This window comes from Streptomyces sp. NPDC036813, assembly GCF_055609245.1.
Genome location: NZ_JBVJPV010000019.1, coordinates 126,223 through 138,742, shown reverse-complemented (window position 1 = coordinate 138,742; position 12,520 = coordinate 126,223). Strand labels below are relative to the sequence as shown.

10 protein-coding genes are annotated in these 12,520 nt (G+C 72.1%); 5 read left to right on the top strand and 5 right to left on the bottom strand.

Annotated elements, in window-relative coordinates:
• Nucleotides 1-75: 75 nt before the first annotated feature.
• A complete protein-coding gene (locus ACZ67Q_RS32895; RefSeq protein ID WP_471189663.1) occupies nucleotides 76-1,062 on the top strand; it encodes a LysR family transcriptional regulator in 987 nt (328 codons plus the stop codon).
• Here ACZ67Q_RS32895 and ACZ67Q_RS32890 read toward each other — a convergent pair.
• From ACZ67Q_RS32890 to ACZ67Q_RS32880, 3 genes are read right to left on the bottom strand one after another with little or no spacing between them, the layout of a single operon-like run.
• Entirely contained in the window at nucleotides 1,001-1,594 is a 594-nt protein-coding gene (locus ACZ67Q_RS32890) for a TetR/AcrR family transcriptional regulator (protein WP_471189661.1), read from the bottom strand. The two genes, ACZ67Q_RS32895 and ACZ67Q_RS32890, sit on opposite strands and share 62 nt — an antisense overlap.
• Nucleotides 1,595-1,619: 25 nt before the next feature.
• On the bottom strand, nucleotides 1,620-3,287 hold the full coding sequence (locus ACZ67Q_RS32885) for a class I adenylate-forming enzyme family protein (protein ID WP_471189659.1): 1,668 nt from the start codon (nucleotides 3,285-3,287) through the stop codon (nucleotides 1,620-1,622).
• Nucleotides 3,284-4,045: an SDR family oxidoreductase gene (locus ACZ67Q_RS32880; RefSeq protein ID WP_471189657.1), complete on the bottom strand. Its 762-nt coding sequence runs from the start codon at nucleotides 4,043-4,045 to the stop codon at nucleotides 3,284-3,286. The genes ACZ67Q_RS32885 and ACZ67Q_RS32880 overlap by 4 nt, the downstream gene beginning before the upstream one ends.
• Before the next feature lie 155 nt (nucleotides 4,046-4,200).
• Between ACZ67Q_RS32880 and ACZ67Q_RS32875 the strand changes: the two genes are divergently transcribed.
• Both ACZ67Q_RS32875 and ACZ67Q_RS32870 read left to right on the top strand, forming a co-directional pair.
• Nucleotides 4,201-5,439 carry an exo-beta-N-acetylmuramidase NamZ family protein gene (locus ACZ67Q_RS32875; protein WP_471189655.1) on the top strand — a complete coding sequence of 413 codons (1,239 nt, stop codon included), beginning with the start codon at nucleotides 4,201-4,203 and terminating at the stop codon, nucleotides 5,437-5,439.
• Between the two features lie 170 nt (nucleotides 5,440-5,609).
• Complete coding sequence (locus ACZ67Q_RS32870) at nucleotides 5,610-6,923, top strand: serine-threonine protein kinase (RefSeq protein WP_471189653.1); 1,314 nt, start codon at nucleotides 5,610-5,612, stop codon at nucleotides 6,921-6,923.
• A gap of 5 nt (nucleotides 6,924-6,928) precedes the next feature.
• Here the strand turns inward: ACZ67Q_RS32870 and ACZ67Q_RS32865 are convergent, their stop codons facing one another.
• Nucleotides 6,929-9,718, bottom strand: coding sequence for a penicillin acylase family protein (locus ACZ67Q_RS32865; protein ID WP_471189651.1), 2,790 nt, complete (start codon nucleotides 9,716-9,718; stop codon nucleotides 6,929-6,931).
• Between the two features lie 257 nt (nucleotides 9,719-9,975).
• Here ACZ67Q_RS32865 and ACZ67Q_RS32860 point away from each other — a divergent pair, with 257 nt between their 5' ends.
• Both ACZ67Q_RS32860 and ACZ67Q_RS32855 read left to right on the top strand, forming a co-directional pair.
• Nucleotides 9,976-10,578 (top strand): hypothetical protein, encoded by a 603-nt coding sequence (locus ACZ67Q_RS32860; protein WP_471189649.1) that lies wholly within the window; start codon nucleotides 9,976-9,978, stop codon nucleotides 10,576-10,578.
• Between the two features lie 399 nt (nucleotides 10,579-10,977).
• On the top strand, nucleotides 10,978-12,048 hold the full coding sequence (locus tag ACZ67Q_RS32855) for an RNA ligase (ATP) (RefSeq protein WP_471189647.1): 1,071 nt from the start codon (nucleotides 10,978-10,980) through the stop codon (nucleotides 12,046-12,048).
• Between the two features lie 4 nt (nucleotides 12,049-12,052).
• On the opposite strand, the gene soxR is transcribed toward ACZ67Q_RS32855, so the two are convergent.
• Entirely contained in the window at nucleotides 12,053-12,514 is a 462-nt protein-coding gene (gene soxR, locus ACZ67Q_RS32850; protein ID WP_363266854.1) for a redox-sensitive transcriptional activator SoxR, read from the bottom strand.
• Between the last annotated feature and the right edge of the window lie 6 nt (nucleotides 12,515-12,520).

Below are 12,520 nucleotides of genomic sequence, written 5' to 3'. Positions count from 1 at the left end.
GCGTCCAGCGTGGCGCGCCGGCCTCCCACCGGTCCAACAGATGGTTTCGCTGGCACCCATCTCTAGAATGGATGGATGGAGATCCGCCAGCTCCGCCACTTCATGGCGGTGGTGACCGAGGGCAGTTTCACGGCCGCCGCCCGGGCCGAACTCATCGTGCAGTCGGCGCTCAGCACCTCGATCCGGAATCTCGAACGGGAGCTGGGCGCCGACCTGTTCGAGCGGACGGGCCGCCGGGTGGTGCTCACCGAGGCGGGACGTGCCCTGCTGCCGCAGGCGCGTGCGCTGCTCGCCGGTGCCGAGGCCGCGCGGGACGCGGTGGCCGCCGTGGCGGGACTGGCCACCGGCCGGGTGTCGGTCGGCACCATCCAGACGCTGACCTGCGTCGACCTGCCCGCCGAACTGGCGGCTTTCCACCAGGAGTTCCCCGGCGTACAGGTGTCCGTGCGGGACGCGCCCGTCGGTGAGCTGACCGACGCGCTGCGGGCGGGGGAACTGGATCTGGCCTTCCTGGCCCCGGACGCGCGGGAGTTGCCCGAGGGGCTCAGCGCGTACGCGTCGTGGCAGGAGGAGCTGGTGCTGATCACCGCGCCGGGGCACCCGCTCGCCCGGGCCGGCCGCACGCTCATCAAGGACCTCGCCGACGAGCCGTTCGTCGACTTCCGGGCCGGGACGGGCCTGGAGACGGCGGTACGGCGCCTGGCCGCTCACTGCGGGCTGGACCGCCGTATCACCTGTGACGTCACGCAGATCGGGCTGCTCGTGGACCTGGTGCGGGCCGGGATCGGGGTCGCCTTCGTGCCCCGGGCCATCGGGGAGCGGGCCGGGCTGCCGTGTGTGCGGATACGGCAGCCGGAGCCCGGCCGCACGGTGGTGCTGGCGGGGCGGGTGCCGCAGCCGCGGAATCCGGCGGCCGCGGCCCTCACCCGTCACCTCACCGGCCGAGCGCCCGAGGCGGGCCGTCAGCTCACGGGCGGAGCAGCCGGGACGGCAGGGCGTCTCACGGGCGCAGTGCCCGCAGCAGCAGGTCGGCCAGGTGGCCGGCGACCTCCTGCGGGGTGAGCGGGCCGTCGGGGCGGTACCAGGTCGACAGGTGGTGGACCGAGCCGAAGTGGTAGTCCACGACGAGGTCGGCCGGGGTCGCCGTGGAGAAGACGCCCTCGCGCTGGCCCTCCTCGATGAGCGCGCGGAAGCGTTCGTGGTAGCGGCGGCGCTCGACGCGCACCTGCTTGTTCTTCTCCGGGCTGAGGTGGTGCATCGACCGGAAGAAGATCGACGCGTCGTCGAGGTTCTCGATGGTGGTCACCACGACGTCCGCCGCCGCGCCGCGCAGCCGCTCGTCCACCGGCGCGTCCAGCCCGGCGAAGTGGTCGAGACGTTCCTGCTGGACGCGCAGCACGCGCGCGTACACCTCGTGCAGCAGGTCGTCCTTGGAGCCGAAGTAGTGGTACAGCGCCCCCTTGGTGACGCCTGCCGCCTCGACGATCTCCTGCACCGAGGTGCGGTCGTATCCCTGCTCGGCGAAGAGCCGGGTGGCGGCGGCCAGGAGCCGCTGCGGCACCGGGGTGCCGTCTTTGTCCGTCGTCCTGGGCACTGCCGCCACCTGCCTTTCCGTGTGTCTACTGGCTGTCTCGTGCGCGGGAACGCAGTTCCCGACGGAGGATCTTGCCACTTGCCGTCTTGGGCAAGTCGGGCAGGATCTCGACCTGCCGAGGGTATTTGTAGGCGGCCAGTCTCTCCTTGCAGTACGCGGCGAGTTCACCCGGGTCGGTCTCGGCGCCCGGGCGCAGGCTGATGTAGGCACGCACGGTCTCGCCGCGGTAGCCGTCGGGCACACCGACCACGGCGGCCTCACGGACGGCCGGGTGGGTGTAGAGCACGTCCTCGACCTCGCGCGGCCACACCTTGAAACCGGACGCGTTGATCATGTCCTTCTTGCGGTCGACGACGTACAGCCAGCCCTGCTCGTCCATGAAGCCGATGTCGCCGGTGCGCAGCTCGCCGCCGGGGAAGGTCTCGGCGGTGGCGTCGGGACGGCGCCAGTACCCGGGGACGACCTGCGGCCCGCGCACGGCGATCTCGCCCTGCTCGCCGAACGGCACATCCTCGCCGCGCTCGTCGACGATCCGCACGACGGTGTCGGGGCCGGGCAGGCCGACCGCGAGGGTCCCGGAGGCCGGGTCGACGGGCGCCTGAAGGCCCGGCGGCACGGAGGCGCAGGGGGCGGTGCACTCCGTGAGGCCGTAGCCGTTGCGGATGTACGGGCCGAAGCCCGCCCGGAACTTCTCCACCAGCGCCGGCGGCAGCGGGGCGCCGCCGGAGGAGATGACGGTGAAGGACGCGAAGTGCTCACGGGTGCAGGAGGGGTGGGCGGCCAGCGCCATGAACGCGGTCGACGGGCCGACGGTGTAGTGCGGGCGGTGCGCGGCGAACGCGTCGAGGACGACGCCCGCCTCGAAGCGGTAGGCCAGCACCAGCGTGCCCGCGCTGTTCAGGCAGGCGCCGAACTCGCAGACCATGCCGGTGATGTGGAACAGGGGCGCCAGCGCGAAGTACACGGGTTCCTCGGGCAGACCGAGCCCGGTGCTCTGCCGCTCGGCGTTGTACATGATGTTGCCGTGCGTGTTGGTGGCGCCCTTGGGGGTACCGCTGGTGCCGGAGGTGTAGCTGATCAGGGCGATGCCGTCGGGTGCGGGATCGCGGCCCTCGGGCGCCCGGTGGCCGGCGCGGGCGACGGCGGTCAGGTCGTCGGCGTCCGGGGCCTTCGGCAGCCGTTCGAAGGACAGCACGCGCGCGTCGTTCTCGGTCTGGAAGTCCAGCTCGCACGCCGTCAGCGCGATCCGCACCGGCGAGTCCGCGGCCGTGTCGCGCATATACGCCTCCCACGCCCGGTCGGCGCACACCAGCGCCGCCACCTCGGCGTCCCGCAGGATGTGGGACACCTCGCCGGACTTGTACATCGGGTTGACGGGGACGACGACCGCGCCGGCCTTCCATGCGCCCAGCACGGCGAGCACGAAGTGCGGCGAGTTCTGCAGCAGGACCGCCACCCGCTCCCCCGGCTCCAGACCTCGCGCGGCGAGGTGCCCGGCGACGGAGTCGCTGAGCGCGTCGGCCTCGCGGTAGGTGAGCCGGCCGTCGAAGTAGGCCAGGAAGGTGCGCTCCGGGGTCTCGACGACGGCCCGGCGCAGGGCGTGCACCAGGGAGTCGGCCGGCTCGACCGGGGCCTTCTGGGCGTCGCTGAGGAGGGCCAGCCAGGGCTTGGCCGCATACCGCGAATCGGTCACTGCGCCGCCTCCCACTTGCGCTGGAGGTGGTTCATGTTCCCCAGCCAGCGGTCGGGGTCTGCGGCCCGCGCCTGGTAGTACCCGGCGACCTCGGGGTGCGGAAGGATGAGGAAGCGGTCCTCCTCGATGCCCTTGAACAGCGCGTCGGCGACGTCGTCCGGTTCGATCGCGGTGGGCTTCAGGACCAGGTCGCCGGCGCTTCCGGTGGCGGAGAGCATGTCGGTGCGCACGCCCTGCGGGCAGATGGCGTGCACCTTGATCCCGCGGTGGCGGTAGGTCAGCGACAGCCATTCGGCGAAGGCGTAGGCGCCGTGCTTGGTGACGCTGTAGGGGGCGGCGCCGATCATGGTGAGCAGTCCGGCGGCGGAGACGGTGGAGACGAAGCGGCCGCTGCCGCGCTCCAGCCAGCCCGGCAGGAGGGCGCGGGCGGCGCGCACGTGCGCCATGACGTTGACGTCCCAGGCGAGCTCCCAGACGCTCTCCTCGGCCGCCTCCGAGCCGCCTGAGCCGACGCCGGCGTTGGCGCAGTAGACGTCGACCGTGCCGAGCGTGTCCAGGGCCGCCTCGACGATCGCGGAGGCGTCGCCGGGAACGGCGGTACCGCCGATCTCGTCGGCGACGGCCTGCGCCTTCGCGGCGTCCAGGTCGTTGACGACGACCCGGGCCCCCTCGGCGGCGAAGCGGCGGGCCAGCGCGGCCCCGATCCCGCCTCCGGCCCCCGTGACGACCACTCCAGCTCCCTGAACGGCTTGCACCATCGGTCTCCTTCGACGCGGCTCGGCTCCCCCCGATGCGGCCACACTAACCGGTCGGTATGTCGAGCGGAAGGGCAAGGCTGGTCACCCGGGACGCGGGCGACCCGCCGCCACCCGCACTCTCCCCACGAGCGACGGGAGCGCCTACCGTGCACCCCATGCGCCTCTCCAGACGAGCCCTCCTCGCAGCAACGACCGCGGCGACGTCACTGGCCGCCGCTCCCCCCGCCATCGCGGCCGCTGACCGCAGGCGGTTACGGACCGGCTTCGAGCGTCTCGCCGACGACGGCTACGCCCTGCTGGCCGGGCAGCGCGTCGGGATCGTCACCAACCCGACCGGCGTCACCCGGGACGCCCGCCACATCGTCGACGTCCTGCACGCCGACCCCCGCGTCGACCTGCGGGCCGTCTTCGGGCCCGAGCACGGCTTCCGGGGCACCGCCCAGGCCGGTGGCTCCGAGGGCCGCTACGACGACCCCGCGACCGGGCTGCCGGTGTTCGACACCTACCTCAAGAGCGGCCGGCCGCTCGCCGACGTGTTCACCGCCTCCGGCGTGGACACGGTCGTCTTCGACATCCAGGACGTGGGGGCCCGCTTCTACACCTACATCTGGACGCTCTACGACTGCATGGAGGCAGCCCAGCTCGCGGGGAAGCGGTTCGTGGTGCTGGACCGGCCCAACCCGGTCACCGGACGCGCCGCGCTCGGCCCGGTACTGCACAGGGAGTTCGCGACCTTCGTCGGCCGGCAGCCGATCGCGCAGGCGCACGGCATGACGGTCGCGGAGCTGGCCCGGCTGTTCAACGGGGAGTTCCTGACCACGCCGGTGCCCCTGGAGACGGTGACGATGACCGGCTGGAAACGGACGGAGTTCTACGACACCGCGGGGCTGCCGTGGGTGCCGCCGAGCCCGAACATGCCGACACCGGACACGGCGCTCGTCTACTCCGGCACCTGCCTGTTCGAGGGCACCAACCTCTCCGAAGGACGCGGCACGACCCGTCCCTTCGAACTGCTGGGCGCCGAGGGCGTGGACGGGCGCTGGGCGGCGGCCGCGAACGCCCTCGGTCTGCCGGGGGTGCGCTTCCGGGAGGCGTACTTCGCGCCGACGTTCTCCAAGTTCCAGGGGAAGACGATCGGCGGCGTGCAGATCCATGTGCACGACCGGGCGGCCTACGACCCGGTGCGCACCGGGATCGCCCTGCTGGTGACCGCCAGGCAGGTCTTCAGCGGCTTCGCCTGGCGCTCCGACAACTGGATCGACAAGCTGACCGGTTCCGCCGGGGTGCGCACGGCGATCGACGCGGGCGCCGACACGGACACGGTGGTGGCGGGCTGGCAGGACGAACTGGCCGCCTTCCGGCGGGTGCGGGAGCGGTATCTGCTGTACCGGTGACGCGGCCGTGCCGGTGGCCGAGCCGTACCGGTGACGAAGCCGCAGCGGTGAACCACCCGTACCCGGGAAAAACCGTCGTACGGGTGGTGCCGTGACGTATGGCCAATCTCCCCCTTTCGCAGGACGATGCGCCACAACGCGCAGCGCATGGGGGGACGAAGGAGTCCGTCATGGCAGAGCCGGCGATGAGTGTGACGCCGTACTGGGAGCTGACCTTCGACGCGGACGGCGACGTCGACCGCGCGGAGCGGGACCGGCTGCTGGCCCAGGCGGCCGAGCGCCGGGTGCGGGACCTGGTGGTCTTCGCGCACGGCTGGAACAGCGACCGCTCCGGCGCCACCCGGCTCTACAGCAGCTTCTTCGCGCCCTTTCCGCAGCTGACGCCGGGCGCGCGGACCGGGTACGTGGGCGTGATCTGGCCGTCGATGCGGTTCTCCGACGAGCCGATCCCGAACTTCCCGCGGGCACTCGCCGCCGAGCCGGCACGCCGCCCGGCGCTCGACAAGGACACCCGGCACGCGCTGCTGGAGAGCTTCCCCGGGCGGGCGCCGATCGTCGAGCAGATCGGCCGGCTGCTGGAACAGCAACCGGGCGACGAGGCGGAACTCGCGGAGTTCGGACGGCTGGTGCGGCTGCTGGTGGAGGTCGTGGCGCCCGGCCCGCAGGCGCTGTTCGCCGCCGACACGGTGGCGGAAGGCGTGCCGCAGGACGAGCCGGCGATGTTCACGCGGCCGGCCGCCGAGGTGTGCGCCGAGTTCGCGGAAGCGCTGGCGGGCGCCGAGGGGTTCGCGCTGCCCAACCCCTGGGACGGGGCCCATGAGCTGCTGCGGCAGGCGACGTACTACGCGATGAAGCGACGCGCGGGGACCGTCGGCGAGCGGGGGCTCGGGCGGGTCGTCGGGGAGCTGGCCGCCGCGGTGCCCGGGGTGCGGGTGCATCTGGTGGGGCACAGCTTCGGCGGGCGGCTGGTGTCGTTCGCGCTGCGCGGGCTGCCCGACGGGGTGCGCACGGTGGCCTCGGTGACGCTGTTGCAGGGCGCCTTCTCGCACTACGCGTTCGCCACCCGGCTGCCGTACGACGCGCGCGCGGGAGGGGTGCTCCAGGGCCAGCAGCACCGGGTGGACGGCCCCGTCGTGTGCTGTCACTCCCGGCACGACACGGCGCTCGGCACGTTCTACCCGCTCGCGTCGAGGATGGCGGGCGACGCGCAGGGGGCGGTGGAGGAGTTCGGCGTGGGGCAGCTGCTCGGCGTGAAGTGGGGTGCGATGGGCTACGACGGGGTTCAGGCGGTGCCCGGCACGCGTGCGATGCCGCTCGCCGAGGCGCTGTCCGGGCCGCTGCCCGCGTCGGGCTGTGTGAACGTGGACGCGGCGGCGGTGGTCTGCCACGGCGGACCGCCGGCCGGGGCCCACGGCGACATCCTGCACCCCGAGCTGGCCCGGGTCGTGGTGGCGGCGGGCCGGATCGCCCGGCCCGCCGCCTGAGGACGTCACCGGTGTGAGGTGAACTCCACGACCTGCTGGTAGGTCGGCCGGTTCTGCCAGCTGATCTTGCCGTGCTTGATGCCGCCCAGCGTGCGCTGGACGATCGCGTCCGCGCACCACTGGTCGCCCGCGGAGCACTGGTCGTCGCCCGGGTAGACCTGGGCGGCGGTCTTGCCGGCTGCCTCCTTCAGCGTGCTGACGAGCAGGTCACGGCAGGCGCCGAGGTCGCCGCCGCCGCAATAGGTGTGCGCCAGCGGGCCACGCACCGGCTCCCCGAGGACCGCGCGGACATCTTTGTCGACATAGCTCCACCAGCCGTACTGGAAGGAGCTTCCGGCGTGCGCCCCGGTGGGGCCGTGGCCGGCCGAGGGAGCCTCGTCGATCGGCAGGTTGCGGCTGAGGGCGCTGTACAGGTCCGCGCCGAGGCCCGGTTCGAACTCGGCCTTCACCAGCAGCGGCCACCAGGCGTCCAGGACGCGGATCGCGTCGGCGTCGGCGTAGGTCTTCGACCCGGCGGAGGTCTCGGTGCGCCGGGCTCCCGAGGAGAGCCAGTTGTGCAGCTTCTCGACGGCCGCGGCGGCCGTCGGGTCGCTCACCGGGGCGCGGTCGATCACCTTCAGCAGGTCCGGTACGACGTCCTCGGCACGCAGGTCGGTCAGGGCCGCCTCGGCCATCGCCCGGGTCAGGGACGCGCGTGTGACGCCGCCGGCCGCGACCAGCTTCTTCACCCGGTCGTCGAGGAGGTTGCCGCGGTGCACGGACCCCTCGCCCCAGGGTGCGGCCGCGTAGTCGGCGGCCTGCTTGTTGTTCCAGGAGATGTAGTAGTCCTGATCGACGGAGTTGGGGTGCGCGGAGGGCGGGGTGTAGGCAGCGGTGTTGCTCGCCGGTTCCCAGTCACGCCACTCGTAGGCGGACTGCGCCCACACCGGGAAGTCGGCGTCGACGCCGTTCGCGCGGACCGGGTTGTCGCCGCTGTTGTAGTACGCGGTGTGCGCGGCGTCGGCGTAGAACCAGTTGAAGGTGTAGTTGATGTGCTGCACCGCGCTCTGGAAGTCCTTCGGCCCCTTGACGTAGTCGGGATCGTTGAGCATCTGGAAGCCGATGATGGAGTCGGCCTCGTGCAGGTAGGACGAGCGCAGGGTGGTGTAGGCGACCTTCTTGCCGCCCACGGTGGCCCGGTACTGCACCGGCCCGTACTTGGTGCGCCACACCCGCATCGTGTAGGAGCCGGCCGCGGTGCCGTCGGCGACGGTCGGCTTCCAGGCGTTCTTCTGCTCGACCTGGTCCATCGCCGTGCAGGTGCCGCGGTAGAGGTAGTGGTGGTCGTCCTGGCACAGCTCGACGGCGTACGTGTCGATGATGTCCTGGCCTGACGTGGTGGCGCTCCAGGCGTAGTCCTGGCCCCGGCCGAGTTCGACGTACATGCTCAGACCGGCGAAGGAGGCGCCGCGGGCGCTCAGGCCCGGGCCCTGGATCTCCTGGAGCATGAGCAGCTGAGGCGCGAAGTAGCCGGTCTGCGGGCCGAACACGGCGACGGGGTGACCGCTCGCGGTGTGCGCGCCGCTGACGACGAGGGCGTTCGACATGCCCCGGCGGGCCGAGGACAGGGCGCTGCTCGCGGCCGTCTTCGAGGCCGTGCCGGCGCCGGCCGTGGCCGCGCTGCCGGTGCGGTCGAAGACGAGCGGCTCCTCGGCGACCGAGCCGGCGTCGGGCAGGGCCTCGCCCTGCGGGTCGTCGGGGCGGGTGGCGTAGGGGAAACGCTCGCCGTTGTGGAGGGTGAGGACGGCCTCGGGGTCGTTGCGCTCACGGAAGGACTCCCACACCCGGGTGCCCTCCGCCGCGCCGTACTTCTCCTGGGCCGCGAGCAGGGAGAGCGCGTTGTTCACCTCACCGCCGCCGCCGGAGCCGAACAGCGCGCCGATCACGGAGGCCAGCGCGACCATGTCGGTGACCTTGAAGTGCTCGATGGTGCCGGCGTTGGTGATGGAGTCCTTGTGGCCTGTCAGGACGTACTCGCCGGGGAAGTAGCGGCCGCTGTCGGAGGCGTCGATGTAGGCGTTGACTCCGGCCAGGTAGGCGTCGACGTCCGCGAGGGCCTGCCGGCCGCGGGCCCCCGCGGCGGCGACGGCGCGGTCGATCTGGGCCTGCAGCTCGGCCTCGGTGTACGGGGCGTTGCGCCAGAACTGCTGTTCCAGGCCCTGGTTGGAGGGGGCGCCGCCGGCGAATGAGGTCAGCTGCCCTCGTCCGACGTGGCGGAAGACGTCCATGAGCCACAGCCGGTCCTGGGCCGCGGCGTAACCGGCGCCGAACTCGGTGCCGTAGCGGGTGGTGCCGGTGATGTGCGGCACGCCCGTCTTCTTGTCGCGGACGATCGTGACGTCGGTGCGGCCGGCCGGTTGGAGGGTGGAGGCGACCTGGTCGGCGGGGACGCCGAAGGAGGCATCGGCGAAGAAGGTGTTGATCTTGTCGGTGGTCAGCGACGGGTAGCCGGTGGCCAGGTTGGCGTAGGGCCCGAGCTGGTCCTCGGCGTGGCTCGGCTGGGTGCCGAAAGCCTGGTTGAGCAGGATCTGCGCGAGGGTGGCGTTGCCGTTCTCACCGGGCGGCAGGATGTCCGAACACTGGCCGCCGCAGTGGTCGTTGGCGGCCGTGGCGTCGGGGGCCGCCACCGCGGTTTGGGAAAAGGGTGACAAAAGCCCGGCAACGAGGACGCATACCGAGGCGGTCTTCAGGAACCCGGGGAATCTGCGGGGAGTTCTCAGTCTGTCCAGCGTGCTTCGTGGGGTGCGCCAAGACATGGGCGGCTCCTACCGACGTGGGGGTTGGCCGGATGTTACCGGCGGTATCCCCGCGTTTGAAGATGAACATGCGTCAAGTTTGGAGGTCAACTCCCGCCGGGCCGGGGGAAGTCGGTGGTCAAGCGGGAGGCGCTTATGGACGGCATCGGAAAACGGATGGAGCCGAATCGCGTGTCGATACGTCTATTCGGCGACGTCCGCACGACGACGCCGACGTGACCGAAGTACAGGTGCAGGTGTGACGGAGGTGCAAGGCGATGGCCGGTTTCCGGAGTCTGGCGAGACAGGTACGTGATCCGCGGAGCGATCTGGCGCTACGGCGCTACTCGTTGCGCAAGTGCCTCGAGCGGTTCGCGCCGTACGGGCACAGGGCGACCTGGGACCACTTGTGCACCCGGTGGGGGTTCGGGCCTGAAGACAGGTCGGCGGACCCGGCGCGGCTCGTGGCCGCGCTGGGCGAGCTGGAGGAGGCGCGGTCGGTCTGGCTCGCCTACGAGGTGGAGTTCGCCGAGCGGCGCAGGAAGGAGAAGCACGACGGGCTACGCAGGCCGGGCAGCGTGGACGACTGGCACCGGATGACCTGGGGCGGTTTCGGTGTCGCCTGGTGCGACGACCCACGGGTGCACCCGCACGAGCCGCTGGCGGAGGTGCTGCGCCGGCTGATCGCGGCGCTGGAGCGTGAGCCGGGTGCGACGTGCCCGGTGTGCGACGGCTCCAGGCTGGTGTGGCGGTACGGCCTGGATCACGAGCCCTCGGCGGGGCCGGTCTGCGTTCACTGCGGAATCCTGGTGCCGCGGCCGGTACTCACGCCGGAGGCCCTGACGCAGGCCCGGTTCGGCCGGCTGCTCGTGTCGGCGTGAGCGGGGTGACTCCGTCGGGGGCGGGGTGACTCCGTCGGGGACCGGGTGACTCCGTCGGAGGGGCGACGTGACTCCTTCGGGGGCCGGGTGACTCCGTCGGGCAACGGGCGTGGGGGCCTGCTGCGGCCTGTGCTGGTTCGTCGTGGCTGCTCGCGCAGTTCCCCGCGCCCCTTGAACGCCTGCGGCGATGTGTGCGGGTGCGTGGGTGGTTGCTCGCGCAGTTCCCCGCACCCCTCAAACGCCTGCGGCGACCCGTTCGGGTGCGTGGAGGGTTGCTCGCGCAGTTCCCCGCGCCCCTTGGGCGCGGGACGTTAGCAGGCGGTAATTCGTTCGATCCAGCGGTTTCGGTCGTGGAGAGTCGGAGGTGATGAACACCGCTGATCGAGCAGGGAGTTACCGATGTCGACGCTTCGCGTCACCGCCGAGGTGCTGACCGTGCACGCGCATCCCGACGCCGACGCGCTGGAGCTGGCCCAGGTGGGCCTGTACCGCGCAGTCGTCGCCAAGGGCGCGTACCGCACGGGAGAGGCCGCCGTGTACATCCCCGAGCAGGCCGTGCTCCCCGCCGGACTGATCGAGGAGCTGGGGCTGACCGGGCGGCTGGCGGGCGGCGCGGCGAACCGGGTCAAGGCGGTGCGGCTGCGCGGCGAGCTGTCGCAGGGCATCGTGTGCCGGCCGAAGGCGCTGGCCGGGGTGGACCTGGCGCAGGCCGCGAAGGACGGCACGGACTTCGCGGAGCTGCTCGGCATCACCAAGTGGGTGCCGCCGGTGCCGCCGACGATGAGCGGCGAGGTGGAGTCCGCGCCCGAGCTGCTGCCGTGGGTCGACATCGAGAACATCCAGCGGTATCCGGACGTCTTCGCGCCGGGCGAGCCGGTGGTGCTCACGGAGAAGCTGCACGGGACCGCGTGCCTGGTGACCTACGTGGCCGACGACGAGCGGGTGTACGTGTCGTCCAAGGGCTTCGGCGCCAAGTCGCTGGCGCTGAAGGAGGACGCGCGCAACCTCTACTGGCGCGCGGTGCGGACGCACGGGGTCGCCGAGGCGGCGGCCCGGCTCGCGCGGCAGCTCGGGGCGCGCCGGGTCGGGATCTTCGGCGAGGTCTACGGCGAGGGCGTACAGGACCTGTCGTACGGGGCCGACGGGCGCCGCGACCACGCGCTCGGGTACGCCGTGTTCGACGTGTCCGCGGAGATCGACGGGGCGGTGCGGTGGCTGGACCCGGACGGTCTGCTCGACGGGGAGCTGCCGCTGGTACCGCAGTTGTACGAGGGGCCGTTCGCCATCGAGCGGGTACTGGAGTGGGCCAGTGGGCGGGAGACCGTCTCCGGGAGGGGGCTGCACCTGCGGGAGGGCGTGGTCGTACGGCCCGCCCGCGAGCGGTACAGCCCGGTGACCGGGGGCCGGGCGATCGCCAAGGCGGTGAGCCCGGCGTATCTGACCCGCAAGGGCGGCACCGAGTTCGAGTAGGGCTTCAGCGCTTCGGCTCCGCCATCAGGCGGGATCCGGTCAGTCGTTCGCCGAACACGTCGTCGGGGTTGGACAGCACGCAGTTCTCCAGGGACAGGCAGCCGCAGCCGATGCAGTCGGTGAGGTGGTCGCGCAGCCGGTTGAGCTGCTTGATGCGCTCGTCCAGTTCCGAGCGCCAGGTCTCCGAGAGCCGCGCCCAGTCCTCGCGGGTCGGGGTGCGCTCCTCGGGAAGCTGGGCGAGGGCGTCGCGGATCGTGGCCAGCGGGATGCCGACGCGCTGCGCGGCACGGATGAAGGCGACCCGGCGCAGGGTGTCACGGGTGTAGCGGCGCTGGTTGCCCGAGGTGCGGCGGCTGCTGATCAGCCCCTTGGCCTCGTAGAAGTGCAGGGCGGAGACGGCGGCGCCGCTGCGGGCGGACAGCTGCCCGACGGTCAGCTCGTGGATCTTCTCGGGAATCTGTGGCACTCCTCG

Bases quoted from the DNA above. Each gene is read 5' to 3' on its own strand.
- ACZ67Q_RS32860 (WP_471189649.1), top strand. From the start codon at position 9,976: ATGGCCGGTTTCCGGAGTCTGGCGAGACAGGTACGTGATCCGCGGAGC.
- ACZ67Q_RS32875 (WP_471189655.1), top strand. From the start codon at position 4,201: ATGCGCCTCTCCAGACGAGCCCTCCTCGCAGCAACGACCGCGGCGACG.
- ACZ67Q_RS32870 (WP_471189653.1), top strand. From the start codon at position 5,610: ATGGCAGAGCCGGCGATGAGTGTGACGCCGTACTGGGAGCTGACCTTC.
- ACZ67Q_RS32895 (WP_471189663.1), top strand. From the start codon at position 76: ATGGAGATCCGCCAGCTCCGCCACTTCATGGCGGTGGTGACCGAGGGC.
- ACZ67Q_RS32855 (WP_471189647.1), top strand. From the start codon at position 10,978: ATGTCGACGCTTCGCGTCACCGCCGAGGTGCTGACCGTGCACGCGCAT.
- ACZ67Q_RS32865 (WP_471189651.1), bottom strand. From the start codon at position 9,718: ATGTCTTGGCGCACCCCACGAAGCACGCTGGACAGACTGAGAACTCCC.
- ACZ67Q_RS32880 (WP_471189657.1), bottom strand. From the start codon at position 4,045: ATGGTGCAAGCCGTTCAGGGAGCTGGAGTGGTCGTCACGGGGGCCGGA.